The sequence below is a fragment of the Nostoc sp. ChiQUE02 genome, assembly GCF_034531305.2.
GTDB lineage: Bacteria > Cyanobacteriota > Cyanobacteriia > Cyanobacteriales > Nostocaceae > Nostoc.
Map to the genome: position 1 here is coordinate 105674 of NZ_JAVRBN020000001.1, position 26354 is coordinate 132027.

General features: G+C 41.4%; 28 protein-coding genes and 1 pseudogene. 11 read left to right on the forward strand and 18 right to left on the reverse strand.

The genetic code is table 11. The annotated features are described in order from the left end of the window. Positions 1 to 143: 143 nt before the first annotated feature. Genes RM347_RS00470 through RM347_RS00480 form a run of 3 tightly spaced genes read left to right on the forward strand, consistent with a single transcriptional unit; the run spans position 144 to position 5436 of the window. On the forward strand, positions 144 to 404 hold the full coding sequence (locus tag RM347_RS00470) for a hypothetical protein (protein WP_322722096.1): 261 nt from the start codon (positions 144 to 146) through the stop codon (positions 402 to 404). After that, positions 341 to 1906 carry an AAA-like domain-containing protein gene (locus tag RM347_RS00475; protein WP_322722097.1) on the forward strand — a complete coding sequence of 522 codons (1566 nt, stop codon included), beginning with the start codon at positions 341 to 343 and terminating at the stop codon, positions 1904 to 1906. The genes RM347_RS00470 and RM347_RS00475 overlap by 64 nt, the downstream gene beginning before the upstream one ends. Beyond that, entirely contained in the window at positions 1906 to 5436 is a 3531-nt protein-coding gene (locus RM347_RS00480; protein WP_322722098.1) for an AAA-like domain-containing protein, read from the forward strand. Before RM347_RS00475 ends, RM347_RS00480 begins: the two co-directional genes overlap by 1 nt. Before the next feature lie 43 nt (positions 5437 to 5479). On the opposite strand, the gene RM347_RS00485 is transcribed toward RM347_RS00480, so the two are convergent. The 8 genes from RM347_RS00485 to RM347_RS00520 form a co-directional block, all read right to left on the reverse strand. Continuing rightward, positions 5480 to 5848: a type II toxin-antitoxin system VapC family toxin gene (locus RM347_RS00485; RefSeq protein ID WP_322722099.1), complete on the reverse strand. Its 369-nt coding sequence runs from the start codon at positions 5846 to 5848 to the stop codon at positions 5480 to 5482. A gap of 2 nt (positions 5849 to 5850) precedes the next feature. Beyond that, positions 5851 to 6036: a hypothetical protein gene (locus RM347_RS00490; protein WP_322722100.1), complete on the reverse strand. Its 186-nt coding sequence runs from the start codon at positions 6034 to 6036 to the stop codon at positions 5851 to 5853. A gap of 137 nt (positions 6037 to 6173) precedes the next feature. Further along, entirely contained in the window at positions 6174 to 7889 is a 1716-nt protein-coding gene (gene ureC, locus RM347_RS00495; RefSeq protein WP_322722101.1) for an urease subunit alpha, read from the reverse strand. Positions 7890 to 7902: 13 nt separating this feature from the next. Beyond that, positions 7903 to 8571, reverse strand: coding sequence for a Coq4 family protein (locus tag RM347_RS00500; protein WP_322722102.1), 669 nt, complete (start codon positions 8569 to 8571; stop codon positions 7903 to 7905). A gap of 26 nt (positions 8572 to 8597) precedes the next feature. Next, positions 8598 to 8918: an urease subunit beta gene (locus RM347_RS00505; protein ID WP_322722103.1), complete on the reverse strand. Its 321-nt coding sequence runs from the start codon at positions 8916 to 8918 to the stop codon at positions 8598 to 8600. A 21-nt stretch (positions 8919 to 8939) separates the two neighbouring features. Beyond that, on the reverse strand, positions 8940 to 9242 hold the full coding sequence (gene ureA, locus RM347_RS00510) for an urease subunit gamma (protein WP_322722104.1): 303 nt from the start codon (positions 9240 to 9242) through the stop codon (positions 8940 to 8942). Positions 9243 to 9293: 51 nt separating this feature from the next. Beyond that, entirely contained in the window at positions 9294 to 10133 is an 840-nt protein-coding gene (locus RM347_RS00515; RefSeq protein ID WP_322722106.1) for an urease accessory protein UreD, read from the reverse strand. A gap of 74 nt (positions 10134 to 10207) precedes the next feature. Beyond that, positions 10208 to 10987, reverse strand: coding sequence for a class I SAM-dependent methyltransferase (locus RM347_RS00520; RefSeq protein ID WP_322722107.1), 780 nt, complete (start codon positions 10985 to 10987; stop codon positions 10208 to 10210). 118 nt (positions 10988 to 11105) lie between these two features. Between RM347_RS00520 and RM347_RS00525 the strand changes: the two genes are divergently transcribed. Both RM347_RS00525 and RM347_RS00530 read left to right on the forward strand, forming a co-directional pair. Next, positions 11106 to 11336 (forward strand): type II toxin-antitoxin system HicB family antitoxin, encoded by a 231-nt coding sequence (locus RM347_RS00525; RefSeq protein ID WP_100898366.1) that lies wholly within the window; start codon positions 11106 to 11108, stop codon positions 11334 to 11336. 7 nt (positions 11337 to 11343) lie between these two features. Continuing rightward, positions 11344 to 11514, forward strand: coding sequence for a type II toxin-antitoxin system HicA family toxin (locus RM347_RS00530; protein ID WP_322722109.1), 171 nt, complete (start codon positions 11344 to 11346; stop codon positions 11512 to 11514). A gap of 100 nt (positions 11515 to 11614) precedes the next feature. Here the strand turns inward: RM347_RS00530 and RM347_RS00535 are convergent, their stop codons facing one another. The 5 genes from RM347_RS00535 to groES form a co-directional block, all read right to left on the reverse strand. Beyond that, the gene (locus RM347_RS00535) at positions 11615 to 11848 is read right to left on the reverse strand and encodes a DUF4351 domain-containing protein (RefSeq protein WP_322722110.1); all 234 of its coding nucleotides are present in this window, start codon (positions 11846 to 11848) and stop codon (positions 11615 to 11617) included. Between the two features lie 64 nt (positions 11849 to 11912). Beyond that, positions 11913 to 14606 carry a ParA family protein gene (locus tag RM347_RS00540; RefSeq protein ID WP_322722111.1) on the reverse strand — a complete coding sequence of 898 codons (2694 nt, stop codon included), beginning with the start codon at positions 14604 to 14606 and terminating at the stop codon, positions 11913 to 11915. Positions 14607 to 14618: 12 nt separating this feature from the next. Further along, positions 14619 to 15059 carry a hypothetical protein gene (locus tag RM347_RS00545; RefSeq protein WP_322722112.1) on the reverse strand — a complete coding sequence of 147 codons (441 nt, stop codon included), beginning with the start codon at positions 15057 to 15059 and terminating at the stop codon, positions 14619 to 14621. 102 nt (positions 15060 to 15161) lie between these two features. Continuing rightward, positions 15162 to 16796, reverse strand: coding sequence for a chaperonin GroEL (gene groL / locus RM347_RS00550; RefSeq protein WP_322722114.1), 1635 nt, complete (start codon positions 16794 to 16796; stop codon positions 15162 to 15164). 109 nt (positions 16797 to 16905) lie between these two features. Beyond that, a complete protein-coding gene (groES, locus tag RM347_RS00555) occupies positions 16906 to 17217 on the reverse strand; it encodes a co-chaperone GroES (RefSeq protein WP_292766180.1) in 312 nt (103 codons plus the stop codon). 609 nt (positions 17218 to 17826) lie between these two features. Here groES and RM347_RS00560 point away from each other — a divergent pair. Both RM347_RS00560 and RM347_RS00565 read left to right on the forward strand, forming a co-directional pair. After that, positions 17827 to 17985 (forward strand): (2Fe-2S) ferredoxin domain-containing protein, encoded by a 159-nt coding sequence (locus tag RM347_RS00560; protein WP_322722115.1) that lies wholly within the window; start codon positions 17827 to 17829, stop codon positions 17983 to 17985. Between the two features lie 347 nt (positions 17986 to 18332). Beyond that, positions 18333 to 19010 (forward strand): response regulator transcription factor, encoded by a 678-nt coding sequence (locus RM347_RS00565; protein WP_012407592.1) that lies wholly within the window; start codon positions 18333 to 18335, stop codon positions 19008 to 19010. A 77-nt stretch (positions 19011 to 19087) separates the two neighbouring features. Here the strand turns inward: RM347_RS00565 and RM347_RS00570 are convergent, their stop codons facing one another. Next, positions 19088 to 19396 carry an NIL domain-containing protein gene (locus RM347_RS00570; RefSeq protein ID WP_322722116.1) on the reverse strand — a complete coding sequence of 103 codons (309 nt, stop codon included), beginning with the start codon at positions 19394 to 19396 and terminating at the stop codon, positions 19088 to 19090. A gap of 403 nt (positions 19397 to 19799) precedes the next feature. Here RM347_RS00570 and RM347_RS00575 point away from each other — a divergent pair. Both RM347_RS00575 and RM347_RS00580 read left to right on the forward strand, forming a co-directional pair. Next, positions 19800 to 19874 (forward strand): annotated as a pseudogene (locus tag RM347_RS00575) (hypothetical protein); the annotation flags it as partial. 153 nt (positions 19875 to 20027) lie between these two features. Beyond that, the gene (locus tag RM347_RS00580) at positions 20028 to 20237 is read left to right on the forward strand and encodes a hypothetical protein (protein WP_322722117.1); all 210 of its coding nucleotides are present in this window, start codon (positions 20028 to 20030) and stop codon (positions 20235 to 20237) included. A 331-nt stretch (positions 20238 to 20568) separates the two neighbouring features. On the opposite strand, the gene asnS is transcribed toward RM347_RS00580, so the two are convergent. Beyond that, on the reverse strand, positions 20569 to 21960 hold the full coding sequence (gene asnS / locus RM347_RS00585) for an asparagine--tRNA ligase (RefSeq protein WP_322722118.1): 1392 nt from the start codon (positions 21958 to 21960) through the stop codon (positions 20569 to 20571). A 2-nt stretch (positions 21961 to 21962) separates the two neighbouring features. Next, a complete protein-coding gene (locus RM347_RS00590; RefSeq protein ID WP_322722120.1) occupies positions 21963 to 22325 on the reverse strand; it encodes a hypothetical protein in 363 nt (120 codons plus the stop codon). 44 nt (positions 22326 to 22369) lie between these two features. On the opposite strand from RM347_RS00590, the gene RM347_RS00595 reads away from it, so the two are divergent. Further along, positions 22370 to 22648 carry a DUF6439 family protein gene (locus RM347_RS00595; protein ID WP_094328229.1) on the forward strand — a complete coding sequence of 93 codons (279 nt, stop codon included), beginning with the start codon at positions 22370 to 22372 and terminating at the stop codon, positions 22646 to 22648. Positions 22649 to 22716: 68 nt separating this feature from the next. Here the strand turns inward: RM347_RS00595 and RM347_RS00600 are convergent, their stop codons facing one another. Then, positions 22717 to 23166: an ATP-binding protein gene (locus RM347_RS00600; RefSeq protein WP_322722121.1), complete on the reverse strand. Its 450-nt coding sequence runs from the start codon at positions 23164 to 23166 to the stop codon at positions 22717 to 22719. Positions 23167 to 23589: 423 nt separating this feature from the next. Continuing rightward, positions 23590 to 24969, reverse strand: coding sequence for a 23S rRNA (uracil(1939)-C(5))-methyltransferase RlmD (gene rlmD, locus RM347_RS00605; protein ID WP_322722122.1), 1380 nt, complete (start codon positions 24967 to 24969; stop codon positions 23590 to 23592). A gap of 260 nt (positions 24970 to 25229) precedes the next feature. On the opposite strand from rlmD, the gene RM347_RS00610 reads away from it, so the two are divergent. After that, the gene (locus RM347_RS00610) at positions 25230 to 25715 is read left to right on the forward strand and encodes an allophycocyanin subunit alpha-B (protein WP_094348587.1); all 486 of its coding nucleotides are present in this window, start codon (positions 25230 to 25232) and stop codon (positions 25713 to 25715) included. The last annotated feature ends 639 nt before the right edge of the window (positions 25716 to 26354 follow it).

Here is a 26354-nt window from a genome sequence, read left to right on the forward strand (position 1 = left end):
TGGTTTATTGGTATAGTTTTTTTAGATATTACCCTTAGGTAAACTTCCTCCGAAGAAAAATTGTTTACCAATAAATTTATATAAATGTATTTTAAAAACTACTTTACTTACCTTTTTAACAGATAGCCACAAGCTAATTGATTATGGCTCGTAAACTTCTAGAACTGGATACAGAGGATAGCGGCACAATTGTGGTAGCAGTTAATTCACCAAATATATCAGTAGATCGGGTATCGGCTACTGGCGAGTTACCTGTAAAAAAAGTAAAGGCTAGCTTCGATTCTGTATATTGCAAGAAAAATAGTCAAAATTGTCAAAGTTTCTGGATAATCATTCAACTATGCCAGCAGCCAGCAAAAGCGCCAGATTTTTCATTAGCTACCGCAGCCAAGATCCAGACCTGAGTTTAGCCCAGAATTTTTATGAAGGCATTAAAGCTGCTGGATACGAAGCATTCATGGCGAGCGAGAGTATTCGCCTGGGGGAAAAATGGCCTTGGCGCATCGATGAAGAATTAAAACGATGTGATTACTTTTTGTTGCTGTTGTCTGAGCGATCGGCAACTAGTGAGATGGTGACAGAAGAGGTGAGACAGGCCAAGCAGTTACGGGATAGCAGTGATCAGCATAAGCCAGTGATTTTGCCCATTCGCGTCAACTTCCCTTGGAGTACGCCACTAAATTATGATTTACGGGGTTATTTACAGCAGATTCAGCAGCGAGAGTGGAATTCACCTGCCGATACTTCCAAAATTTTACAGGAAATTTTTAGTTTACTGGCAGACGGTGAGAGTGGGAGAGTGGGGAATTTGGAAAGTGGGGAATTTGGAGACGAACAATTATTTCCTGCCATCGCCTCATCTGCTCATCCTCCTTTGCCAGTCGCAGAACCAGAATTGCCTGAAGGACAGGTGGGTTTAGCTTCGGAATTTTATATCGAACGTCCCCCCATAGAATCTGATTGTTACGAGACAATTTTGCAGCCAGGATCTCTGATCAGGATTAAAGCACCCCGACAGACAGGTAAAACTTCACTTATGGCAAGGATTCTTTACCAAGCTTCACAGCAAGGTTATCTGACTGTGCCTTTAAGCTTTCAACTGGCAGATGGAAGAGTTTTTGCCGATTTGGATAAGTTTCTTCAGTGGTTTTGTGCCAGTGTCGGACGGAGGTTGAGGCTACCCAACAAGTTAGCGGATTACTGGGATGTGATTTTTGGCAGTAAGGACAATTGCACCGCTTATTTCGAGGAATATCTTTTGCCAGAAATCAACCAACCCCTAGCTTTGGGTTTGGATGAAGTTGATTATGTCTTCCAGTATCCTGAAATTGCTGGTGACTTTTTTGATCTGTTACGCGTTTGGCATGAAAAGGGCAAAAATCTGGACATTTGGAGAAAACTGCGGTTGGTAGTGGTGCATTCTACTGAAGTTTATATCCAGCTGAATATAAATCATTCGCCATTTAATGTAGGCTTACCAATTGCATTATCAGATCTCACCCCTCAACAGGTGCTTGATTTGGCACAAAGGCATGGAATTAATTGGAGTTCTAGCCAAGTTGACCAACTTATGGCAATGGTGGGAGGGCATCCTTATCTTGTACGAGTGGCACTTTATTGCATCGCCAGACAAAATACTACGCTCGATATGCTACTACAAATAGCACCTACGGAAGCTGGCCCATATAACGAGCATTTACATCGACACTTATGGAATTTAGAACAGCGTCCGGAATTAGCAGCTGCGATGATGGATGTAATCACCAATACTAACGCAGTTAGGTTGGATTCGATGCAATGCTTTAAATTACTCAGCATGGGCTTGCTGCAACAGCAAGGAAATAATGTGACGCCGCGTTGTGATCTGTATCGTCAATATTTCGGCGATCGCCTGAGAGTCATCTGATGAAATATCAAGTCGGCGGGAGTTTGCCAGTTGATGCCCCGAGTTATGTAGTCCGAAAAGCAGATACAGATTTGTCTAAAGCCTTGAGGGCTAGTGAGTTTTGTTACGTGCTGAACTCGCGGCAAATGGGTAAGTCTAGCTTGCAGGTGCAAACGATGCACAAGCTACAAACAGAAGGGATTGCCTGTGCTGTGATTATATTGACGGAAATTGGTAGTAACCACATTATTACCGTAGATCAGTGGTATGCAGGTGTAGCACGGATTTTAGTGAGAAGTTTTGCGCTGGGTGGCAGGTTTGATTTACGCAGTTGGTGGCGCGATCGCGATCATCTTTCTCCTGTGCAGCGATTGAGTGAATTTATCGCAGAAGTTCTGCTAGTTGAAGTCTCTCAAAATATCGTTATTTTTATAGATGAAATCGATAGTGTTCTCAGCCTGAATTTTTCTACAGATGACTTTTTTGCTTTAATCCGTAACTGCTATAACCAGCGTGCTGATCAGCCAAAATATAGGCGTATCACCTTCACACTTTTGGGGGTGGCGACTCCTTCTGATTTGATTCGAGATAGCAACCGTACACCGTTTAATATTGGTCGAGCAATTGAACTCAACGGCTTTCAATTGAATGAAGCCAAACCATTAGCCCAAGGATTGGAAGGGAAAGTTAGTAATCCCCAAGGGTTGCTGCAAGAGATTTTGAATTGGACTGGTGGGCAACCATTTCTCACTCACAAGCTTTGTCAACTCATTCCAGATGGGATGAATGTGGCACAAGTAGGGGAGTTAGTGCGATCGCGAATTATAGAGAATTGGGAATCACAGGATCAACAGGAGCATTTACGGACGATTAGCGATCGCATTCTCAGAAATGAGCATAAAGCTGGGCGACTTTTAGGACTATATCAGCAAATCTTGCAGGAGACAGAAGTTGCAGCTGATGATAGCCCTACACAAGGAGAATTATGTCTGTCAGGATTGGTACTCAAACAACATGGCAAGTTAAGAGTTTATAACCGCATTTATGAGTCTGTTTTTGACGAAAGTTGGGTTAATGCGGCACTAGCGAGATTACGACCTTATGCTGAAGCAATAGAGGCATGGTTAGATTCCAATTGTCAGGACGAATCGCGGCTGTTACGCGGACAGGCATTGCAAGAAGCGCTGGAATGGGCAAATCCTAGAAGCTTGAGTAATAAGGACAATCAGTTTTTGACGGCTAGTCAACAAGCCGAACAACGAGAAGTTGAAGTTGCTTTAGCAGCTGAGATAGAGGCGAAGCAGATTTTGGCTCAAGCACAAAGGAAAGCCAAACAGACGATTAAAAAAGGAATTTACGTGCTGTTTGTGATCGCAGTTGCAGCAATATTTGTGGTAACAGCAGCGATCATATCAGTCAACCAAGCACAACAGAAGCTAACACAAACCCAAACAGCCACGAAATTAGAGAAAGTAGGAGCGCTTGCGTTGCTACAGTTTGAGACTGCACCACTAGAAGCTTTAGTTTCGGCTATGAAAAGTGGGCAAGACCTGAAAAACTTAGTTACTAGTCGCCCTTTGGAAGAATATCCAGCCGTCAGTCCCACCTTGGCTTTACAGACAATTCTCGACAACATCCGTCAAGAAAATCAGATAGACACTCGTCAGGATGGGATCAATAGTGTGCGTTTTATTGATACCAAGAATGACATGCTAATTGCTACAGGTGGCGAAGATGGCACTGTCAAGCTAATGAATAGCAAAGGACAAGAGCCGTTAAAATTTCAAGCCCATGAACAGAGAATCTTAAGCATTGATGTTAACCAGGATGCAAAAAAATTGGCTACAGGGAGCACGAATGGTAGCTTAAAAGTATGGGACATATCAGATCATAAGTCAGCTCATAAGCTAGCAGAATTTTTGACAGGACAAGGTAGTGTTAACAATGTTCGATTTATTGGAGATGACGAAATTGCTACATCTGGAGAAGATGGCACTGTCAGGTTTTGGGATCTTTCAACAAAAGAAGAAAAGTTAAAAAAAATTAAAGCTCATGAGCGCTGCAATAAAAATGTACCTACTCCAGCCATTGAATGCGATATTTATCAGCCCACTATTAAAAGCTTGAATTTTAGCCCTATCAGAAACCAAATTGCTACAGCTGGAGATGATGGTTTGGCGAAGCTGTGGCAACTAGATGGCAGGTTAGTAGCAACATTGGCAGGTCACAAAGGTAGGGTAAATAGTATTGCCTTTAGCCCTGATGGTGAGATTATCGCCACCTCTGGAGACGATGGCACGATCAAGCTATGGAATTCTACAGGACAAAAATTGCGAGAATTTACAGCTAATTCTGAAGGTGTTGAGACTGTCCGTTTTTCTCAGAATAATGGCGAAATTCTGGCAGCAGCTAACAAGAATGGCACAGTAAATCTGTGGAATACCCAAGGAAAGCTCCTAGCAGAATTTAAAGGACATCAGGGCAGTGTCGTGAGTATTCGTTTTAGCCCAAAAGGTCGTTCTAATATTTTGGCAACAGCGGGTAGAGATGATGCCACTGTCAGGTTATGGAATCTTGATGAGAAGCCATTGCTAAAATTCAAGGGACATAGAGGCAAAATTAGAAGTGTCCGTTTTAATCAAGATGGAACACGAATTGTTACGGCTTCTGATGATGGCACAGTCAGGCTATGGGACACTAAGGAAAGAAAGCATTTAAAAATATTTCAGGATGGTAAAGGTAAGGTACAGAGTGTCCGTTTTAGTCCCACCGATGACAATTTAATTGCTACAGCAGGAGATGATGAGTTTATTAGACTGTGGAAACTGAATAAAAAACCGCCAGAACCAAAAAAGTTCAAGAGTCGTCAAGACAGTATTGCAACCGTAAATTTTAGCAACGATGGCACAATGCTGGCAACAGGTGGAGAAGATGGCACTGTAAAACTGTGGGATCTCAACGGCAATCGGTTGAAAACATTCGATAATCCAACAAAGGTTGAGGCTGTAAGATTTAGCCGGGATGATAAGTTTCTAGCCGTAGTCGGAGGGGGTGGCATGGCAAGGCTGTGGAACATCCAAGAAGAAAAAAAATGTGTAGAACTCAAAGGTCATCAAGGCAGTGTCTATGGTGTCAGTTTCAGGCCAGATGGTCAGCAAGTTGCCACTGCTGGTGATGATGGCACTATTAGACAGTGGAATTTATTAGGACAGCAATTGGGAGAACCAATCAAGACTTATCAGGGGAGCGTCACAAATATCAGTTTTAGCAATGATGGTCAACTACTTGCGACAGTCGGCTTTGGTGGCACGGTAAAGCTGCGGACTGCTTCTGGAGAACAACTGGCAAATTTTAAAGGTCATCAAGGCATTGTCAGAAGTGTCAGTTTTAGTAACGATCGCAAGTGGCTGGTGACAGCTGGAGGTGACAATATAGCAATACTCTGGCCTGTGAGAGGGTTAGACGAACTGCTAAATCAAGGTTGTAAATGGCTAAAAGATTACTTTGACACTTACCCTCAAGACAAACTTAATGTCTGCCAAAATAAATAGGCATTCAATCATACTCTTAAACAAAAGCAAGCGATCGCACCCATTACATAATTTGCACTGATTGAGTGTTAATTTCTATTAAATTAACCAATCTTACATCATTTGTAAACAATGTTGCATTTAGAGATTTTGCAGTTGCTGCAATTATTGCGTCAGGAAGCCTGAGTTTGGATTGTTTGCGAAATGCAATTGTTAAATTTTTAATATTATTATCAATACCAATGATTGTAATTTTATTTAAAAAATCAATAATTTGTGTTTCTTCTTCTAAACTGAGACTCGGATAAGCGAGCAATTCAATCTCAGTAATCACTGAAATAAAATATTGTCCTGATGGTAGTGGATTTACCAAGCGACCACCCAAAAAATACAAGACTACATTTGTATCTAAAAAAATCAAAGGTTGTGTCAAGACTACTCATCCCTAATTTGCTGCTGATATTCCAAAGGGTCTTGAGTTAGTTGAATTACACCAGCATACTCGTTTAAATTAAACTCTTGTTTTTTTTGTGATTGATGAGCTTCTAATATCTTCTCAATTTGCTGCCAGTCCTGATAATCAATCAACACCGCTACCGGACGCATCGCTTCATCAGTCACTATTTTTTTCTTAAAAGGTAGCATGATTTTCTACATCAGATGCAACGTTTAACTATTTGATCGTAACTCTAAAACAAAAAATTTATGAGGGCAATATTACTCTCATCCTTAAAAGCGATAAGTTGCCCGCTCATGAATTAGAACAAAAAGTACCTCTGTGCCATTGGTAAAACTGTCGCAGGTTCACAAATCAGCAATTCACCATCTGCCCTGACTTGGTATGTTTCTGGATCTACTTCAATGTGGGGTAGTGCATCATTCAGTTTCATATCCCGCTTACTCAATTGGCGTGTCCCAGAAACTGCAACTGCTGACTTTTGTAAACCTAGCTGGCTGGGAATTTCTTTCTCTAAAGCTGCTTGCGAAACAAAAGTTAATGATGTGGCATGACGCGCCCCTGCAAAACTACCAAACATCGGTCGCATATACACTGGTTGCGGTGTGGGAATACTGGCGTTAGCATCGCCCATTTGCGACCATGCAATCATTCCGCCTTTAATGACTATCTCTGGTTTCACGCCAAAAAATGCAGGACGCCACAAACATAAATCTGCTAATTTTCCTTCTTCCACTGAACCCACATATTCAGCAATTCCGTGAGCGATCGCTGGGTTGATAGTATACTTAGCAACATATCTTTTTGCCCTAAAATTGTCTGCTTTTTGCTCATTTCCTTGTGGGTTAAGAGTTCCCCGTTGCACCTTCATTTTATGAGATGTCTGCCAGGTGCGAATTATCACTTCGCCTACCCTTCCCATTGCCTGGGAGTCGGAAGAAATCATGCTAAATGCGCCTAAGTCGTGCAAAATGTCTTCCGCAGCAATGGTTTCTCGACGGATGCGAGATTCGGCAAAAGCAACATCTTCGGCGATCGCAGGGTCAAGGTGATGGCATACCATCAACATATCCAGGTGTTCGTCTAAGGTGTTGAGGGTATAAGGACGTGTGGGATTGGTGGAAGATGGTAGAACGTTAGCTTGGCTGCAAACTTTGATGATATCTGGTGCATGTCCACCGCCTGCCCCTTCAGTGTGGTATGTGTGGATGACACGATTATTGAAAGCGGCGATCGTATCTTCGACAAATCCGGCTTCGTTCAGAGTATCAGTATGAATCGCTACTTGCACATCATATTCATCGGCAACGCTGAGGCAAGTATCAATTGCTGCGGGTGTAGTTCCCCAGTCTTCATGGAGTTTTAACCCCATTGCACCGGCATTTACTTGTTCTACAAGTCCTTGGGGTTGACTAGCATTTCCTTTACCCAAAAATCCTAAGTTGACAGGAAAAGCATCAGCAGCTTGCAACATCCGGTAAATATTCCAAGGGCCTGGGGTGCAGGTAGTGGCGTTTGTACCAGTAGCGGGCCCAGTACCGCCGCCGATCATGGTGGTAATACCGGAAGCGATCGCAACTTCAATTTGTTGCGGACAAATAAAATGAATATGGGCATCGATGCCGCCAGCAGTAAGAATCATTCCTTCACCAGCTAAGGCTTCGGTTCCGGGGCCGATAATAATATCTACATTATTTTGAATATAAGGATTTCCAGCTTTACCAATTTTGAAAATCTTGCCATCTTTAATGCCGATATCTGCTTTGACAATACCCCACCAATCGAGAATTAAGGCATTAGTAATTACTAAATCAACAGCACCATCGGCGTTAGAAATGGGGGATTGTCCCATTCCATCTCTGATAACTTTACCACCACCGAATTTCACTTCGTCGCCGTAGTTAGTAAAATCTTGTTCAACTTCAATAAATAATTCTGTGTCTGCAATTCGGATGCGATCGCCTACAGTTGGTCCATAGGTTTCGGCATAGGCGCGGCGATCCATTCTGTAACTCATTATCTCATTCCTTTTAATTTAAAATATCTGAATCAATTCCTAATTCAGTTCTCCATTCTAATAAAGGTTTATCCCAATGTTCTTCCCACTTTTGCGCTAATAATGGTTTTGCTTTTGAACCCATTGTGTAACCGACAGCTATCTGTTCTAATAAATCAGGGAGAACATCTGGTGATTTTACAAGGATGGATAATAACCCGCCTCCTACTAAGAAAACAGCTAAATTTCTCCGAGTTTGGGCTAATTCAAAAGCTTTAAGACCTAGTTCTCCCAGTCCATCAGTCTTAAAACCTGTAACTACATGCCAAATATCATGAGTCTGACGGCTGCGTAAAAGTACATAACTCACATCGTCTTCTACTTGCATTTGACGATAAAAACCGGGGTCAAAACCAGATTTTTTAATATAAGATGCATAGGCATATCCTAATGAGTCTTCAGGATATTGCAGCAATACTTCGATATTAGGAGATGGTGCAATATAACGTTCTTGAATCAACAGTGATACTTGCGGTTGAGTTTTTAACCACTCAACAGCTAATAAGCTTGCCTGAGTATAACGCAACTCATCTTCCAGATTATAAATATAGTCTAGATTAGTTGGTTCTCTAAACAGACACACCATTGATTTCAATATAGTTTTAAAATCACGGCTGATGCGTCGCTGTTCTGCTGTTAACATATAAAATCCTCAATGAATGTCTGAGTCTATTTTATATTTAGTGGCAAGTTTCCGTTAATTTTGGCATTGAAGCCGTAGACTTGGCGAGTCCCAGCTAAGGGGACTAAAGTCACTTCTTTTGCGTCGCCTGGTTCAAAGCGGACTGCGGTTCCGGCGGGGATATCAAGACGCATTCCTTTGGCTTGTTCTCTGTCAAAGTTTAAGGCGGTATTGACTTCATAAAAGTGAAAGTGAGAACCTACTTGTATGGGGCGATCGCCTATATTTGACACTTGCAATTTAATAGTAGGACGACCAACATTTAGTTCAATTTCACCTTCTGGTGTAATAATTTCCCCAGGAATCATAATAAATTAAAAATTAAAAAATTATCGAATTGGATTATGTACTGTCACTAACTTTGTGCCATCAGGAAAAGTAGCTTCTACCTGCACTTCATGCACCATTTCTGGTATGCCTTCCATGACATCATTTCGCGTTAAGATAGTTGTACCATAACTCATTAATTCAGCTACAGTTTGTCCATCTCTTGCACCTTCTAAAATGGCAGCAGAAATATAAGCGATCGCTTCGGGATAATTCAGTTTTAAACCCCTTCCTTTACGTCTTTCTGCTAATAAAGCAGCAGTAAAAATTAATAGCTTATCTTTTTCCTGGGGCGTCAATTGCATTCTTATTTCCTCCTCTGTGGTAGCCTGCGGCAAGCTGCTACGCCTCTACGTTCAAATCTGCCACACTCTTGGTATACAATTACCACGATTCAAAAAAGAAACTCGCAGCATCTGCCAAACATCAATAAACCATTTTCTCACCTCTGATGTGGAAGAACCGCGATATCGGCACAATAATCCATGTTGTAATCGGCTAACACCGACTTCTCCTTCCCCATTCCATAAATTTCGCGTTTTTGCGACAATTTCTCCTGAAACTGCACCACCAGCCCAAACTAGACTACCTACTATTGGTTTTCCAGCCAAGTCATGGGGACTGTGAAAAGTTTCTTCGCTACCCCGTAACCATTGCCGATCAATCCACAATGGAACACCTTGTTGCCAAATTTCGGTGTGCGATCGCCATTCTCCTTGCAAGAATTTTTCTCCTCTAGCACTGCGACCAAATCGGGTAATTTCCCAGCCTAACCAACTGCCCCCGGTTGCTAATTCTACCCGTAAATCTTGCCGATAAATTGCGTCGTTAAATAAAATTGTCTCCTGTGGCAACCATTCTAAACAAGCACCAGCGTTAACTTGCATCTCGATGGTTTGTCTAGATTGCAACCCATTGCTGCGGTATATCTTGCTTGCAGCAGCTGTAGTGATTAAAGCTTGGGCTTGGGGTTGGAGGTGGATATTAGAGGATAAGCGATCGCCTCCTACCATTCCCCCGGCTGTGTGTAAAATTACGCTATGACAAACTCTTTCCCCTTCTGGATAAAATGGGCGTTGTACCTTCAGGGGGGCTTGTTGGCGATCGTAAATTAATTGGGTTTTACCCTGGCGATCGGCATAGACTAAATTAAGTTTGCCATGCCAACCTTCTGCTATTTGCGAATTGCAGGTCATTTATAAATTCAAGATTAAAGTTCAGATATCTTATATTTATTTAATGCATTCTCTGCTACTTTACTTGCAATTTATCATTGTTTTTCGCCAAGGTGTACGCTAGTACGATAGACCATATAGATAAAACCACTTTCATCACGAAAGCGCTGATATAATTCTTGAAACCTATCAATAAGCTGTTTGTATGCCAAGCCTTCACGCGGAAGGTAAGAAACACTCATTGCTCGTCCAATAAGTCCAGTTAAATCTAACTGTTGTCTATAAGTAAAATTATATTCACGGATGTTAATAAAATGGGGAGTTACTAACAATGGCTCTACCGATTGCATTCGAGATTCTGCTGGGTGATTATTAGATGCTTCGCGGACTATTCGGCTATATTCTGTAGTTAAGGCATCTTCTTGATCGCGGTTATTCCACACCACAGCCAAGCGTGCTGATGGTTTTAAAATGCGGTGAAATTCCAATAAAGTTGGTTCGGGATTGAACCAGTGGAAAGCTTGAAAACAAGTAACTAAATCAACTGAATTATCAGGTAGTTGGGTAAATTCTGCTGTTCCATCACGAAACTCTATCAAAGGATGTGGTTTAGCAGCTTCTCGCATCGCCGCGTTTGGTTCTATGGCTATAACATTAACCTCCCTTTCAGCTAACAATCTTGAAGCAATTCCTGTACCTGCACCAATATCTGCTGCTACAAGTTGTGAATTTTCACCTAATCCTTCTAAAATAATATCAATTGCATCTGCGGGGTAACTTGGTCGATATTTTACATAATCTTCTGCTCTGTCAGAAAATCGGTTGAGTGGGTTTAAGGTATGTAAAGGGGTTGTTTCAGGATTAATTTGGCTCATGAGTTTTTATGTAAAAGTGGAAGTGCGTAGGCGTAGCCCGTCGTAGACATCGCTGTAGTTCAGAAAAGCGATATCATAACAATTAAACCGCTCCAAACAGTAACATCTACATACAATAATGGAAAGATTGCTAAACATCCACATTGAGAAATTACCTGAAGGCGTTTATTTAGCAACATCTGATGAGCTTCAAGGTTTAGTAGCTCAAGGACGGACTGTTGCTGAAACTTTAGAAATTGCCCGTGATGTAGCGCGTAAGTTATTAGAAGCACAATCTCAGGATCAAGAACTAGATTATTTGCAACCAATAGCTGAACAATTTAACTATCCTTTAGTTGTAGGTCAGTAGTCAATTCATGGGACGGCTAGCTGGCTTTAGCTACAGACAGATTATCAAAATCTTCAAAACCTTTGGCTTTGTTTTTCATCGTCAAGCCGCAGGGAGTCATGAAATCTGGTTTAATCCTGAAACTAATCGTTACACTACTATTCCCAATCATTCTGGTGATATGCCGGAAGGAACATGACGTGCAATTTTAAAGCAAGCTGGTATTGAACCTGAAGATTTTTTTAACCGCTCTTAGTAATAAAGGGGGTTTGTATTCACTATGATTAAGCTTGTTCCTACTATTCTAACCAAGCTACCAAATCAGCAACTTCTGAAAAATCAAGCAAATTTTCTCCCAACTCCTCTAACTGTTCAGCAGATAAATTCCGAACCTGCTCAACTAATGATGCATCAATATCACCAAAGCGCCGTTTAAGCTGACGACGAATCACTTTCAATGCTTCCTTTTGAACGATATCTTGATAAATTACAGATTCTTTTATAATATCCTCCCGCAAAAATTGCCGAGCCAAATCTTTTAAAACTCAAACCTGCGATAAGTTCTATATAACCTGAAATATAAAATCAAAAATATTTTTATACCGCGCCTCTACGATCCATTTCAAAACCATATACATAGATATCAGCAACCTTATAGCGTTTCTCTTTTTCACGCCATTCAATAATGCCAATTTCACTTAAAAAAGAAGCAAATTCTTCAAAGTCTGCTATATCATGTGCTGACTCTTGCCATACTGTTTGTAACTGTTCTTTAGATAAGAAGGCTAATTTACCCTTAAGAGAATCAAAAAATTTAGTCAAATCAGGGTACTCCTCTTTAATTTCTTCACACCGCTTTTCTGATGCTTTTTTCAAACCAAATTCTAAGGATTTTCCTTGAAGTAGACGGTCTGTACGAAATTTGCTTGATGATTGCCCCTTATAGCTTAGTTCTTGTTCTTTTGCTCCTTTCAGTAATATACTTAAACTCCGAGGAAAAGTAGTGCTACTTGAGTCTGTTAATCGTTCATAAACCCATCGAGATACATTTTTAGCTCTATTTCCACCTCGGCGACGACTTCCCCATAGTAATTCTAAGGCTTTATCAATTGCCTCTTCTGTAGCTTGATCAATACTTTCAAAAGCGACAGGAGAAATACGGTCAACCAAATTCTTGAAATCTTCAGATTGTATTGTTTGACGAAGTGCTAATCGTAAAAAATCAATCCTAGTCCACTGTAAGATAATATCCCGTCCAGTAAAATGGCTTTTATTGTCAAAACTTAAACGATTCCATATATCTTCTCTTAAAAAGATTTTAAATCTAATTTCTGTTAATCTGTTAGCATCACAAGATTGCACTAATTGAAATAATCCAGTGAGTGCTTGCTGTCTTATTCCTCCTACTTCAGGAAAATCTTCATCTAAATCATCGTAAAGAAACCACAGTTTTTGAGAATTATTTTTGGCTTCTTCATTAAGCAGAATATCTATGGCATCTTTGACTATGAGCCGTAGTTCAGAGTTAGTAGATAATTCTAACAAAACTTGAGTAGATTCAGACTGCCATCTTTCTTTAGGTAAATTATTAATAATTTTTCTCAATTCACTATACTTTGCACTTTTCTTTCCTTTAGGAAAGTTAAACAAATTTTCCTGATGACATCTAAGTAGTAAATAAGCTCTCCAGAAAGCTTCCCATGTGCCTCTATTTTGTTGTAAAGTTTGATGGATGATTTGAAATTCATCACGAGATGGGCGACTTTCCTGAAATCTACCATGTGCTGACAAAAATACAGTATTATCTAACCGTCCATGAGCTAGTTTTTGAGCAACACTTTTGTGTTTTAGAAAAAGCCAATAAAGTGCAGTTTTTCCAGTGCCTTTTCGCCCTCTAACTAGGCAGGTTGTATCGTCTAAAAATCTTTCAAAATCAGTAGTACGCTGAAATAATAGATTCAAATCTTGTCTTGGATCAGCAGCATTTACTTCAGGAAATTGCAGACTTTCAATAATATTCCACCGATGATCTATTGTATTTAAAACATTGCTACGTTTGAGTTCATCAGTTTTTTCATCAATTAAGTTAGCAATTTTTGTGTAGTAATCTTGCATACCTTGTACAGGATAGCTATCAGCCAAAGCGATTGGCAAAAGATAAGGGACTACTAAAAGTTTTTCTATTGGAGTTTGAGAATTATCTAAATCTGGCTCATCTTCATCTGTTTCATAGTTTTCATTTGTTCCCGTATTTAATCTGTTCAGCAATGAGTACCAAATTTGTTTTACTTTCGACAAACCAATCTCAGTAACATCAGGAACAGGAGAAAAAACAAAATTAATTGATAAATTTTTTAGCCCTTGCAGTGATTGGATTAGTAGTTCTATTCCTTGTTTATTTTGTTCGTTAGGAAAAAGAAATATAATTGCTTCGTCAGCTGCTTGAATTAATGATAAAGCTCCCCATTGATTGATTCCAGTTCTCGAATCAATTAAGATAATATCAGGTTTTAATTGTTCGTAAATTTCACGTTTGAAAAAAGACCAAAGACTTTGATTTCCATCAATAATAGTAGTAGCATGAAGATCATCAACTTTGGAGACATAATCAAGATTAAGACAACCAGCGGGAACAACAAATAATCTTCCTGTGGCGTTAGAGATTTTCACTTCGCCAAATATTTCAGCAATTGTAATACTTGGTTCTACGTCTTCTGGTAAGTAGGAACGCTCATAAAAATAGTCAACTATTCCATACTTTGGTTGTGGCTTGAGGTTGAATGCTGTACTCAAGCCAGGTGCTTCTAAATCTAAATCCACGGCTACGACTTTAAGACCACGTACTGCCAAAATTGAAGCAACATGGGTTAATGCAGTAGTTCTACCTACTCCTCCTTTAAAGGAATAAAAGGTTACGGTTCTGGGTAAACTGGGTTCAGGCTGGGGAAGTTGAGGTTGATTTTGCGGATTTGCTGCTTGAATTGCTAAATCTTGCCAAGTTTGTACTGAAGCTGTATTAAAAGCCTGTGGTGCTGAAAGATTTAGTGAATCTGCTTCTTGAGGCGTATATAAAGAAATAAACCCAGGAGATAAATGAGGAACTTTTGATTTAAGTAAATTAAAACTTTCTTCTTTCCTCTGAGGAATAGATAAATCAATAAAGCGATCGCTTACAATAGTCAAATTCAATAAACCTGATGTAGAAATATTTAAATCAACCCATTCTTGTGAATTATGCACATATTGGTTTGCAATTTCCTGCTTTAGCAAAACCTGCCAATTTTCTTGCATTTGACCACCTCTTTAAAGTTGAGTAGCTTGCTTTTGTAACCACCTCTTAAGATTCTGATAAGCTTTTAACCAGCCTTTGTAACTTTCATCATCAGGCTCAAGGCCACAATAACGCATATCTATAAAATTTTGGCTATTTGGATTTTCCACTTCATTAAGCCATTTTCGCACTTCAGGAAAATGAGCAATTCTAGATTTAAGTCGATTGTGCCGATTTAATGCTTCTATGTAACTATGTCCCGGATTAGTAATAGTATGCCCAGGATTAGTAGAATCTGTCTTCCATTCCTGAGTTGCACCCTTTGCTAAGGTAGCAAAAATCATTGCTTTTAATAAACACTCAATGGTTACACCTCCAAAGTGCATAGCGGCTACTCTTCTTTCCGATTCTTTTCTACATAATATTTCAGTATCACAGTGACGCTGCATAAAAGCGGCTTGGTAATCTTCCATTTTGTTATTTTTTCGTTTGAAACACCTGAATCTTGACACAAAAAAAAGCCGCCTCCACAAGGAAAGCAGCTGTTTTACTAAAAATAATGTAACTACAAAGTATTAGTAATCGAAGTCGCCGCCACCAGCACCAGCGCCAGCAGGAGCGCTATCTTTAGGCTCAGGCTTGTCAACTATAATACATTCGGTTGTCAACACCATACCAGCGATGGAAGCAGCGTTTTGCAGAGCAGAACGAGTCACTTTAGCAGGGTCAACAATACCAGCAGCTAACAAATCTACGAATTCGTTTGTCGCAGCGTTGTAGCCAACGTTGAAGTCTTTCTCTTTCACGCGTTCAGCGATCACAGCACCATTCTGACCGGCGTTTTCAGCAATCCGCTTCAGAGGTGCAGGTAAGGCGCGAACGACAATCAACGCACCAATCAACTCTTCATCCTTAAGATTGCTCTTTGCCCAAACTTCCAATTCAGGAGCAAGATGAGCCAAAGTTGTACCGCCGCCAGGAACAATACCTTCTTCCACAGCAGCTTTGGTGGCGTTGATAGCGTCTTCTAGGCGCAGCTTCTTGTCTTTCATTTCGGTTTCGGTCGCTGCACCCACTTTCACTACAGCAACACCACCAGAGAGTTTAGCAAGACGCTCTTGTAATTTCTCTTTGTCGTAAGAAGATTCGGTTTCTTCGATTTGACGACGAATCTGTTCGACACGAGCCTTAACAGCAGCTTCGTTACCTTCGGCAACAATTGTGGTGCTGTCCTTGGTGATGGTGATCCGGCGAGCTTTACCCAAGCTATCCAGCTTGGTGTTATCTAGCTTCAAACCAGCATCTTCGGTGATTAGTTGACCACCAGTTAAAACAGCGATGTCTTCTAGCAGTGCTTTGCGGCGATCGCCAAAGCCAGGAGCCTTAACAGCAGCCACGTTGAGTACACCGCGTAAACGGTTTACTACCAAGGTTGCCAAAGCTTCTTTTTCGATATCTTCGGCGATAATCACCAAAGGACGACCAGCACGGGCTACTTGCTCTAACACTGGTACGAGGTCTTGTACCAAAGCGATTTTCTTATCGGTTAGCAGGAGGAAAGGCTCATCAAAAACCGCTTCCATCCGTTCAGCATCGGTGGCAAAATAGGGAGAGATGTAGCCTTTGTCAAAGCGCATCCCTTCAGTGATTTCCAACTCGGTGAACATAGATTTCCCTTCTTCTAGGGAAATTACGCCTTCTTTGCCCACCTTATCCATTGCTTGGGCAATCATCTGACCAACTTCTTCGTCATTACCAGCCGAGATCGCACCAACTTGGGCAATGGCTTTGGAATCTTCCACTGGACGGGCGTGTTCAGCAATTTTTTCTACCAAGAAGGCAGTAGCTTTGTCAATACCGCGCTTCAGGGAAATTGCGTTAGCACCAGCTGCAACGTTCCGCAAGCCTTCTTTGACGATCGCATGAGCTAAAACGGTGGCAGTGGTGGTGCCATCGCCCGCAGCATCGTTGGTCTTAGAAGCAGCTTGACGAATCAGAGCTACACCAGTGTTTTCAATGTGATCTTCTAATTCGATTTCTTTGGCAATGGTTACACCGTCATTCACAATTTGCGGTGCGCCAAATTTCTTTTCTAGGACTACGTTACGACCTTTTGGGCCAAGGGTAACAGCTACAGCCTCAGCCAGGATGTCAATGCCTCGTTCCAAGGCGCGACGGGCGTTTTCGTTGTAGATAATGCGCTTTGCCATAGGTGTCTAAATTCCGGGAGTAAGTCAATTTTTTTCTTGAATTGGGCATTGGGCATTGGGCATTGGGCATTGTCTTTGACATTCCCTATTCCCTATTCCCCACTCCCCACTAGATAACAACTGCTAAAATATCTTTTTCAGAAAGCAGTACATATTCTTCGGTGCCGAGCTTGATATCAGTGCCAGCGTACTTAGAGTACAGCACCTTATCGCCGACTTTAATTTCCAATTCCTGACGGCTACCGTCATCATTACGCTTGCCAGGACCAAGGGCGACTACTTCCCCTACCTGGGGCTTTTCCTTGGCGGTGTCGGGCAAATACAGACCACCTGCGGTCTTTTCCTCAGAGGCGCTCACTTTTACGAAAACGCGATCGCTCAAAGGCTTAACTGTAGAAACGCTTAGAGATAAAGCTGCCATAATTATTTTCTCCAGAGTTTAGCACTCTCAACTCCTGAGTGCTAATCTACCGAAAAGTGGCGTCCAATGGCAAGAATTCCTTGAGTACGGGTTCCCGAACTAGAGAGTCATAGATGTACTTAAGTATAAATGCTTAATTATTTCTACCTTTCGGGTTCTGTTCCGTAAGTTACGAAGAGAGTAGGGAGTGGGGAATTAGGAGTTAGGAGTTAGGAGTTATAAAAATTTTCCTCATTCCCTTTCTCAGCAACTTTATTTGCAAAGCTTGGAAATTGTTATAGAACTGTAATCAGGGAGCCGCTCGATGAGTAACAATACAGTAATCCAGTCCAGCCATCAAATCCCCAAAACCACTAAATCCCTAGAATGTAAGACCCTGAGTAATTGTGTAGAAAGTTTAGGACTTGCAAAAATTCAGCGGTACATTTTCATTTGCGCTGACCAGACAATTGCCAATTGCTGCTCAAAACGAGCTAGTCTGGAATCCTGGGAATACTAAAAAAGCGACTTAAAGAGTTAAAACTTGATGAGCCGCAACAGAGTCATCCCATTTGTGTCTATAAAACTAAAGCCAACTGCTTGCGTGTTTCTTGTTCTAGACCCATAATAGTGGTTTACCCTGATGGTGTCTGGTATCGCCAAGCAAACCCGGAAGTTATTGAGCGGATCATCCAAGAACACTTAATAGGCAATAAGGTGGTAGAAGAATATGCAAGAATATGCATTTTGAACCCATCCTTTGCCAGAAACTTCCCCAGTTTCTTGTGAACACCTCATAGAGGCTTAACAACCGAAGGATATGGTACAGCAGTAAGCTTTAAGAAAGTGCGGGTTGGTTTTGAGGTAGGGTCATCTTTAAGCCAATACTTACTTGTGAGTCAGAAGGATTATTATTTAATCAGTGTTTTTTCGCCCGCCACTTTCAATGCGATATATAATAGCGCATTATAGATACTACTGCTATACGTATCCTTGCTGGACTTTTGCTATCCAGCTACTAGTCTCTTGAAAGTGCTCGGCATTTTTGAGACTTCGAGACAGCAAAGGCAAGTTAAGTAGGAAAAAGGACAACATCTCGAATAACCCACCATAGAGGATAAATATTCAAGACTTTGATGGACCGAAGCGCGACAAGTGCCACTGCTATGAAAGAGCCCAGCATGAAAGATCACAAACGACTTCTATTGATTGATGATGACCCTAACCTCATCTTGCTGGTGAAGGATTACTTGGAATTCCGGGGATATGAAGTCATCACCGCCGAAAATGGACGTGAAGCTCTGGAAATTTTAGAGCAAGATGTTCCAGACATGATCATCTGCGATGTGATGATGCCGGAAATGGACGGATATACTTTTGTGGAACAAGTCCGGCAAAACGAACGCACCAGCTGGATTCCGGTTCTTTTCCTTTCAGCTAAGGGACAAAGTGCAGACCGAGTTAAGGGTCTGAATAAAGGTGCTGATGTTTATATGGTCAAGCCCTTTGAGCCAGAAGAACTCGTAGCGCAAGTTGAATCCTCGCTGAAACAAACTATCCGTTGGAAAGAACACCAAGCAAAAGGAGGCGAAAACGGTTCCCGTATCCAGGTTCCCTTCGATGTGCAGTTAACCCCAACCGAACTGAAAGTAGTCCAGTTTGTTGCTAGGGGTTTAGCTAACCGGGAAATTGCTGAAGAACTCAATGTTAGTCAGCGCACGGTTGAAAGCCATGTGTCCAATATGTTGGGCAAAACCAATCTCCACAACCGCACTGAACTAGCGCGGTGGGCGATTGAAAATCAAATGGCTTAAACAAAGTTAAGAGTTAAAAGTTAGGAGTTATGAATTATGAATTTTTTAACTCCTAACTCCTAACTCCTAACTAAGATTTACCACCCATCTTCTTCAGGGCTAGATTGGTGCAAAACTTCTAAATCCAGTTCATCTAGGTAAGTTAGGGCGCTTTCAATCTGAGAAACAGTACCTCGCAGTTCCAGATCGAAGCAGCTATATTGTGGCACGTTTGCGCTTACCAGAGCATCAGCAATAATGACTGTGACACCATACTGAGAAACCAGTCGTGAAATGACTGGTTCCTCATGCAAGTCTTTAGGAATGCGAACCTGGATGCGAGTTTGGGTGCGCCTATTATCTAAAATATCAGTATTAGATTTTACTTGTTTATTTGGAATTGCCATTCTAGCTTCCTACTCGACTTCTGGGATGAAAGTTTTGTTTTGCACGATTTCTTTTAACACTAGCGCCACTTATCCCACCCAGGCAAGCAAGAAAGTATTTGCCTTGGCAAACCATTAATCTAGATGTAGTAAATGTGAAGAATTGCTCATAATTCGGTAGTTATGAGGTTAATTGTTATTTTATAGTGCTTTTCGATCAGCTTGAATATACCCAATAAATTAGGGTTACAACAATTGTTGTAACCCTAATTTATTGGGTATGAAATTTAATACTGAAGTGAGAAATGCTATATATGTTACTTTGTCAAAATTTTAGGGAACTCTATTAATAGAACCTTATAGATTTAGTCTTCTGTTTAGATATCAATAATAATCGATTTTTTAGGATATTTACTTCTGTGTAATGATCTATTGTATAAATCCTTATTGCCCAAAACCTGTTGACGCAGTAAATGCAAACAACCTTATTTGCCGTAACTGTGGGTCAGTTCCTAACAAAGAAATGCGCCAAATAGTAATCTATTTGAGAAAGACAAGTTCACAATTAGTCAGTGAAAACAGTTTTAAATTAAACAAGACTTACCATCAGTTTGAGGTAATACGCCTGTGGGAACAACCGACAGACAGGTTTATGAGTATTCCAGGCCTATTGCCCTTTGCCGTGCTAAGTCAGACAAACGATCCTACAATGGTATTAACCCAAGTAGCCAAAGCAGTTGAAGCAATTAGCCATCGCCAGCTACAAAGAAATATAGCTGCTGCCAGTGGCATATTAGCAGGTCTGGTGTTAAATAAAAACGTAATTAGCAAGATTTTAAGGAGTGAGATTATGCGCGAATAAGTCATTTATCAACAAATCCTAGAAGAAGGCGAAGCGAAAGGGGAAGCTAAAGGCAAAGCCGAAGGGAAAGCAGAAACAACAAGAAAGTTGGCTTTAAATTTGTTGCGAATTGGAATGAGTTTAGAGCAAATTGCTCAAGTTACTGAATTATCTATTGAGCAAGTTCAAGTTTTACAAGAGGAGATTCAAAAATCTTAATCTTAATTAATAGTTTTAGAAAATACGTGGCTATAAAAACATTGAAACCCGCGAATGCAGGTTTCAATGTTTTTATTAATCCGCGCAGACGGAATTGCTTTGTGTAGACGCGATAACAGGTCTAAAATTTAAACTAAAACTCAGCACTTTGTGGTGTACGCGGGAACGGAATCACATCACGAATATTTCCCATACCAGTCATAAATTGCACAAGTCGTTCAAAACCTAGTCCAAAACCCGCATGGGGAACAGTACCATAACGGCGCAAATCAAGATACCACCACAAGTCTTCTGGGTTTAACCCTTGCGCTAACACACGGCGTTCTAAAACTTCTAAACGTTCTTCGCGCTGGGAACCACCGACAATTTCGCCAATTTTGGGTGCGAGAATATCCATTGCGCGGACGGTTTTTTCATCGTCGTTCAAGCGCATATAAAAAGCTTTGATTTGCGCTGGATAATCTGTAACGATCGCAGGCTTTTTAAATAATTGTTCAGCTAGGTAGCGTTCGTGTTCTGATTGTAAATCTAAACCCCAACTCACTGGATATTCAAATTTAACATCAGCTTTTTCTAAAAGTGCGATCGCTTCTGTGTAAGTTAAGCGTTCAAACTGATTATTAATAATATTTTCGGCTGTCGCCAACACAGATTTATCAATGCGTTCATTGAAAAATTCCATATCTTCTGGGCAAGTTTCCAACACATATTTAAAAATGTGTTTGAGAAACGCTTCAGCCAAATCCATATCGCCTTCTAAGTCACAAAAAGCCATTTCTGGCTCAACCATCCAAAATTCTGCTAGGTGGCGCGAGGTATTGGAATTTTCTGCACGGAAGGTAGGGCCAAAGGTGTAGACGTTACTAAACGCCATCGCCATCACTTCCGCTTCCAACTGGCCGCTAACTGTTAAATATGTGGGTTTAGCAAAAAAGTCTTGGCTGTAATCTACTGCTTGGTTTTCTATGCGGGGAATATTCTTTAAATCTAAACTGGTAACGCTAAACAGTTCACCCGCGCCTTCGCAGTCGCTAGCAGTGATGATCGGTGTGTGTACCCACAAAAAGCCTCTTTCTTGGAAAAATTGGTGAATTGCTGCCGAACAAGCATTTCTGACACGGAAAACTGCACCAAAGGAATTGGTACGCGATCGCAAATGTCCAATGGTTCGCAGAAACTCAAAGGAATGGCGTTTCTTTTGCAGGGGATATGTATCGGGATCAGCTTCACCGTAAACTTTCACGGACTCGGCTTTCAACTCAATCCGCTGTCCTTTACCAAGAGAAGCTACTAGTACCCCTGTGACCTCTACAGCAGCACCTGTATTTAATTTTTTCAATATAGCTTCGTAATCTGGCAAATCCTGATTAATGACGACTTGCAAATTAGCTAGTGATGAGCCGTCATTGACTTCAATAAAAGCAAACCCTTTGGACTCGCGTTTCGTCCTCACCCAGCCTTGAACTTGGAGGGACTCATCAGGTTGGCCACTTCGCAATATTTCTGCAATCCGTCGATTTACCATATTTACCCAGCATAAGACTTTAATATCCAGCCTATGATAACGCCCATTCCACCAAAGCGGACGACTTGCCAGAAAGGTTTTTTGAGGCTACGCCAAGAAAATAACTGGCTTTCTAAGTTCACTTCTAGCCTTTCCAACTGCTGTTGAATGTGCCGTAACTCTGCTTTGATTTCTGGTGTCTGAGATTTATTGTGCTTTAGTTGATCCCGGCGCTGTTGCCATTGTGCCTGTTGCTGGCGATCGCGTTGCACTTGATCGTAACGTTCTTTTAAGGACAGGAGCGATCGCTCTACTTCTTCTAATTCTTGTTCAAAATCTGGTTCTGGATTTTCTGCTGACGGCTGTGATTGTTTAGGCGGCTTCATTTACAGGTAGTACAGTAGAAGTAAATGCAAATGTGCCAATAGTTATGTCCCAATCTACCCAGCTGCCGAAAACCAGTCAACTGAATGAACTTAGTACTCTGGAACTAGCTCAAGCCCTCATGGAAAGACTGAGCATTTCCCCTAACGATTGGCATCGCCTCAAGTCTAACCGCAATTCCCGCGCTAATGAACAAGTGGCAGCAGCGATTGTGTATCTTTTAAAGAATCAGCCACAAGAAGCTCAAGCTAGATTAGAACAAGCAATTGGTTGGTTAGATCGCTCCATTTCTGCCCCTCCCTGTCCGACTCACGGCAAAAGTTAAGAGTTAAGAGTTAGGAGTTATGAATTATTATTCAACTCCTAACTTTTAACTCTTAACTCCTAATTACGTTACCGTCGCAGAGATAATCCTCGGCGATTTTCCATTTGTTTACAAAGCCTCAATTCTGTCCCTTTGCGGTTCCACTCCACCTGATCAAAAATTTGATGCAGAAGGCATAAACCACGACCACTTTCTGATTCATCTGGTGGTAAATAGTCTGTTGGCTCTTCATCACTAATAGATGAAGGACTAAAGCCGCTACCCTGGTCTGATATTATCCACCAATATTGATTATCTATTAAGGAAAAACGGACTACAACTGTTTTACTTGGATCGAGATTATTGCCATGTTTAGCTGCGTTTACTAGGGCTTCTTGAAGTCCTAGCCGCAATTCTGCTTGTAACTTTGCTGGAATTTCTGCCAACAGTAAATCTAATATTGGACAAAGATAGAGGGTTGAGGCAAAACTAATAGTGCCCCAATAACGTCCAACTGGACGGAGTGAAATTGTAATCACAAGAGAAACCCCATAGCTTTCAGTTAGCTAGACATCAGTTTGCTATTACAGGCACCCTGATAAAACTTGAGGTGGTCATGCTGCCTTCAAACTTGCGTCTTTAAAACTAAATTTTGAAAATGCTAGGGAGCATTGGCTCTATATATATATGAGTTGGGATTGGCTTAAATATATAGCGGCTGGAATAAGTTTGATAATGAAGTCAGCAACTTAAAAAGATGCTAGTAATTTAAGAGAGTATTGGCATACTCTAGTTAATTGCCGATTTGTAATTTACACAATCCACTTCATATTTTTAAGAACCTATGCAACTTGAATTTCTTTAAACAAAATGAATTTCTATTTTTAGCTTAATTCAATCTTAGCATCTTTAGTATGCACTAGACTACCAATTTCAAATTTCAGTTTTTTTTAAAGGACTTACTACCCCTTGTCCAAATGTGATAGCACAAGAAAAGCGGCAGCTTCAACATGAGCCGTTTGAGGAAAAAAATCGGCAGGTTGCACCCGTGTGATAGTATATTGCCCATCTTGACAAAGTAATTTTAGGTCGCGGGCGAGGGTGGCTACTTTACAGCTGACGTAAACGATCCGAGATGGTTTCAATTGCCGTAAAGTATCTATGACAGCGCGATCGCACCCCTTACGTGGCGGATCGAGTATTACTACTTCTGGTATTGTGCCCATTTTTGGAAGCAATTTCTCTACTGCCCCGACTTGGAATGTCACATTATCAATTCCGTTGCGTTGGGCATTCAAAATAGCTTGTTCCACTGCTGCTGCTTGCACTTCTAATCCTGTAGCTTGACGGACTTTTTTGGCGAGGGGTAAAGTTAAAGTCCCAATACCACAGTAGGCATCAACTAGCAACTCATGCCCTTGAAGATTGAGTTCTGATTGAATTATCTGCAATAGTGCCTCTGCTGTTTCTGTATACACTTGGAAAAATGTATCTGGGCGTACTTGAAATTCCAGTCCAGCAAAATTTTCACGCAGGTGGGGGACTCCAGCGATGCAACGGGTTTCTGATCCAAAGATAGCATTTGTGCGATCGCCATTGCGATTGAGCGACACTCCCACTAACTGCGGATAGCGCTTTAACCATTCCTGGGCTTGGGTTTCAATTCCTGATAAATTCCAGTCTTTCACCACCAAAGTCAGCAACATTTCTCCAGTGTGTCGGCCAATCCGTAAACCAAGATGGCGAATTTGTCCAAGGTGGCGCTGTTCATCATAAATTTGCCAACCCCGTTGTTGGATGTCCTGCTTCACTTCCGCAAGTAAGGGATTTAATCGTGAGTCTTGGACTGGACATTGATTTAAGTTAATTAATTGGTGACTACCTTTTTGGTAGTAACCAGCTTGTACCTGTCCTGTTGCCGATGTACCCAGAGGATATGTAGATTTATTACGGTAGCCGAAAGCAGAAGGGGCGGCAAGTACCGGATCTACTGGTGGTTGGGCAAAACCGCCAATGCGTTCTAAAGCTTGGATAACTTGATTTTGCTTGGCCACTAGCTGGTAATTATAATTAATATGCTGCCACTGGCAACCACCGCATTTATCCGCCACAATACAACTAGGTCTGATCCGGTGGGGGGATGGTTCCAATAGCTGCTGGAGCTTCCCGTGGGCGTATTTGGGTTTAACATGTACCAAGCGGACAATGGCGCGATCGCCTGGAACAGTATCTGGGACAAACACTACACGCTCATCAGCGCGTCCCACTCCATCACCTGTATCACTCAGGTTAGCGATCGTCACTTTGATTAATTCACCCTGTTGCCAAATTATTTTTGTCATTGGTCATTAGTCATTAGTCATTAGTTATTGGTCGTCATTGGAAAGAGACAGAGGGGCACAAAGGTTGGAGTAGAGGGGAAAGAGGTAATTTTTTATTCTCCCCCTTGCCCCCTACCCCTGCTCCCCTGCTTCTTACACATTCCTTACTCCCTCATCTTGCCAAATAGATAAATTCAATACATAAGTAGCTCCGATCCCTTCACTTGTGTACCTCCGACTCGCTAAACTAACAGATAATATTTCAGGTGATTTCAATCATCATGACTGTAATTAGCCAAGTTATTCTCAAAGCTGACGACGAACTGCGTTATCCCAGCAGTGGCGAACTTAAAAATATCAAAGACTTTTTGCAAACCGGCGTACAACGGACGCGGATTGCGGCTACCTTAGCCGAAAACGAAAAAAAGATAGTTCAGGAAGCAACCAAACAACTTTGGCAGAAACGTCCTGACTTTATCTCCCCTGGCGGTAATGCTTACGGTGAACGCCAGCGCTCTCTATGTATCCGTGATTTCGGCTGGTACTTACGTCTAATTACCTATGGCGTGCTTGCCGGCGATAAAGAGCCAATTGAAAAAATCGGTTTGATTGGCGTGCGGGAAATGTACAATTCATTGGGCGTTCCTGTGCCTGGAATGGTAGAAGCGATCAATTCCCTCAAAACAGCCTCCCTTAGCTTACTGAGTGCAGAAGACGCTGCCGAAGCAGCGCCCTACTTTGATTACATCATTCAAGCGATGTCTTAATACAAAGTCTGTGCTGGTTCTAGGAGTATATTTCTGGTCTACTAGAGTGAGTGCAAGATATTAGCACTCGATAGGCATAAGATCCTCAATTTGATCATACCTTCCCCACATTTGGTAGTGGCTGTGGCAAATTCTCTGTCAAGTTACCAACCAGTTGTGGGGAAATTTTATTGGGTATATTTATGGGGTATTGGGCATTTATCAGGGAATACGGACATAAAAAAGCGACAGTCCTTGATTAAGGCTGTCGGCAATTAAGTGTGTTCCCTATTAATGACTCGGCTAGAGTTCAGTTGTCACTAATTATGCCTAGTTAGCGATCGCAGGAAGACGATCCTAATCATAGATAGGTGTGATTCTCGTCACTTGATTGTTACAGCTAAACTGCATATAGCCGAATAATCTCTGAGTAAGAGTAGATTTATGTAAGTTCAGGAGCTAGGAATTTCACTGATCTTAAAAAGTCAAGTTATTTATAAAAAATAAAGCATTTGGTGGAAAATGCGTCTTCATCTTATCTACCTCATGCTTAGAACAATCTTGTTGAGCGCATTCTGGGGTTGTACTGGCCCATCTCAAAAATAAGTTTCATCTGGTAACAGCGTCACAGCTAGCCATTGGATCGCTCCTACAGGCTAG

Coding starts and splice junctions, on each gene's coding strand:
- RM347_RS00470 (WP_322722096.1), top strand. CDS start 144: ATGGCTCGTAAACTTCTAGAACTGGATACAGAGGATAGCGGCACAATT.
- RM347_RS00475 (WP_322722097.1), top strand. CDS start 341: ATGCCAGCAGCCAGCAAAAGCGCCAGATTTTTCATTAGCTACCGCAGC.
- RM347_RS00480 (WP_322722098.1), top strand. CDS start 1,906: ATGAAATATCAAGTCGGCGGGAGTTTGCCAGTTGATGCCCCGAGTTAT.
- ureC (WP_322722101.1), bottom strand. CDS start 7,889: ATGAGTTACAGAATGGATCGCCGCGCCTATGCCGAAACCTATGGACCA.
- RM347_RS00500 (WP_322722102.1), bottom strand. CDS start 8,571: ATGTTAACAGCAGAACAGCGACGCATCAGCCGTGATTTTAAAACTATA.
- RM347_RS00505 (WP_322722103.1), bottom strand. CDS start 8,918: ATGATTCCTGGGGAAATTATTACACCAGAAGGTGAAATTGAACTAAAT.
- ureA (WP_322722104.1), bottom strand. CDS start 9,242: ATGCAATTGACGCCCCAGGAAAAAGATAAGCTATTAATTTTTACTGCT.
- RM347_RS00515 (WP_322722106.1), bottom strand. CDS start 10,133: ATGACCTGCAATTCGCAAATAGCAGAAGGTTGGCATGGCAAACTTAAT.
- RM347_RS00520 (WP_322722107.1), bottom strand. CDS start 10,987: ATGAGCCAAATTAATCCTGAAACAACCCCTTTACATACCTTAAACCCA.
- RM347_RS00525 (WP_100898366.1), top strand. CDS start 11,106: ATGGAAAGATTGCTAAACATCCACATTGAGAAATTACCTGAAGGCGTT.
- RM347_RS00530 (WP_322722109.1), top strand. CDS start 11,344: ATGGGACGGCTAGCTGGCTTTAGCTACAGACAGATTATCAAAATCTTC.
- RM347_RS00540 (WP_322722111.1), bottom strand. CDS start 14,606: ATGCAAGAAAATTGGCAGGTTTTGCTAAAGCAGGAAATTGCAAACCAA.
- RM347_RS00545 (WP_322722112.1), bottom strand. CDS start 15,059: ATGGAAGATTACCAAGCCGCTTTTATGCAGCGTCACTGTGATACTGAA.
- groL (WP_322722114.1), bottom strand. CDS start 16,796: ATGGCAAAGCGCATTATCTACAACGAAAACGCCCGTCGCGCCTTGGAA.
- groES (WP_292766180.1), bottom strand. CDS start 17,217: ATGGCAGCTTTATCTCTAAGCGTTTCTACAGTTAAGCCTTTGAGCGAT.
- RM347_RS00565 (WP_012407592.1), top strand. CDS start 18,333: ATGGACCGAAGCGCGACAAGTGCCACTGCTATGAAAGAGCCCAGCATG.
- RM347_RS00570 (WP_322722116.1), bottom strand. CDS start 19,396: ATGGCAATTCCAAATAAACAAGTAAAATCTAATACTGATATTTTAGAT.
- RM347_RS00580 (WP_322722117.1), top strand. CDS start 20,028: ATGAGTATTCCAGGCCTATTGCCCTTTGCCGTGCTAAGTCAGACAAAC.
- asnS (WP_322722118.1), bottom strand. CDS start 21,960: ATGGTAAATCGACGGATTGCAGAAATATTGCGAAGTGGCCAACCTGAT.
- RM347_RS00590 (WP_322722120.1), bottom strand. CDS start 22,325: ATGAAGCCGCCTAAACAATCACAGCCGTCAGCAGAAAATCCAGAACCA.
- RM347_RS00595 (WP_094328229.1), top strand. CDS start 22,370: ATGTCCCAATCTACCCAGCTGCCGAAAACCAGTCAACTGAATGAACTT.
- rlmD (WP_322722122.1), bottom strand. CDS start 24,969: ATGACAAAAATAATTTGGCAACAGGGTGAATTAATCAAAGTGACGATC.
- RM347_RS00610 (WP_094348587.1), top strand. CDS start 25,230: ATGACTGTAATTAGCCAAGTTATTCTCAAAGCTGACGACGAACTGCGT.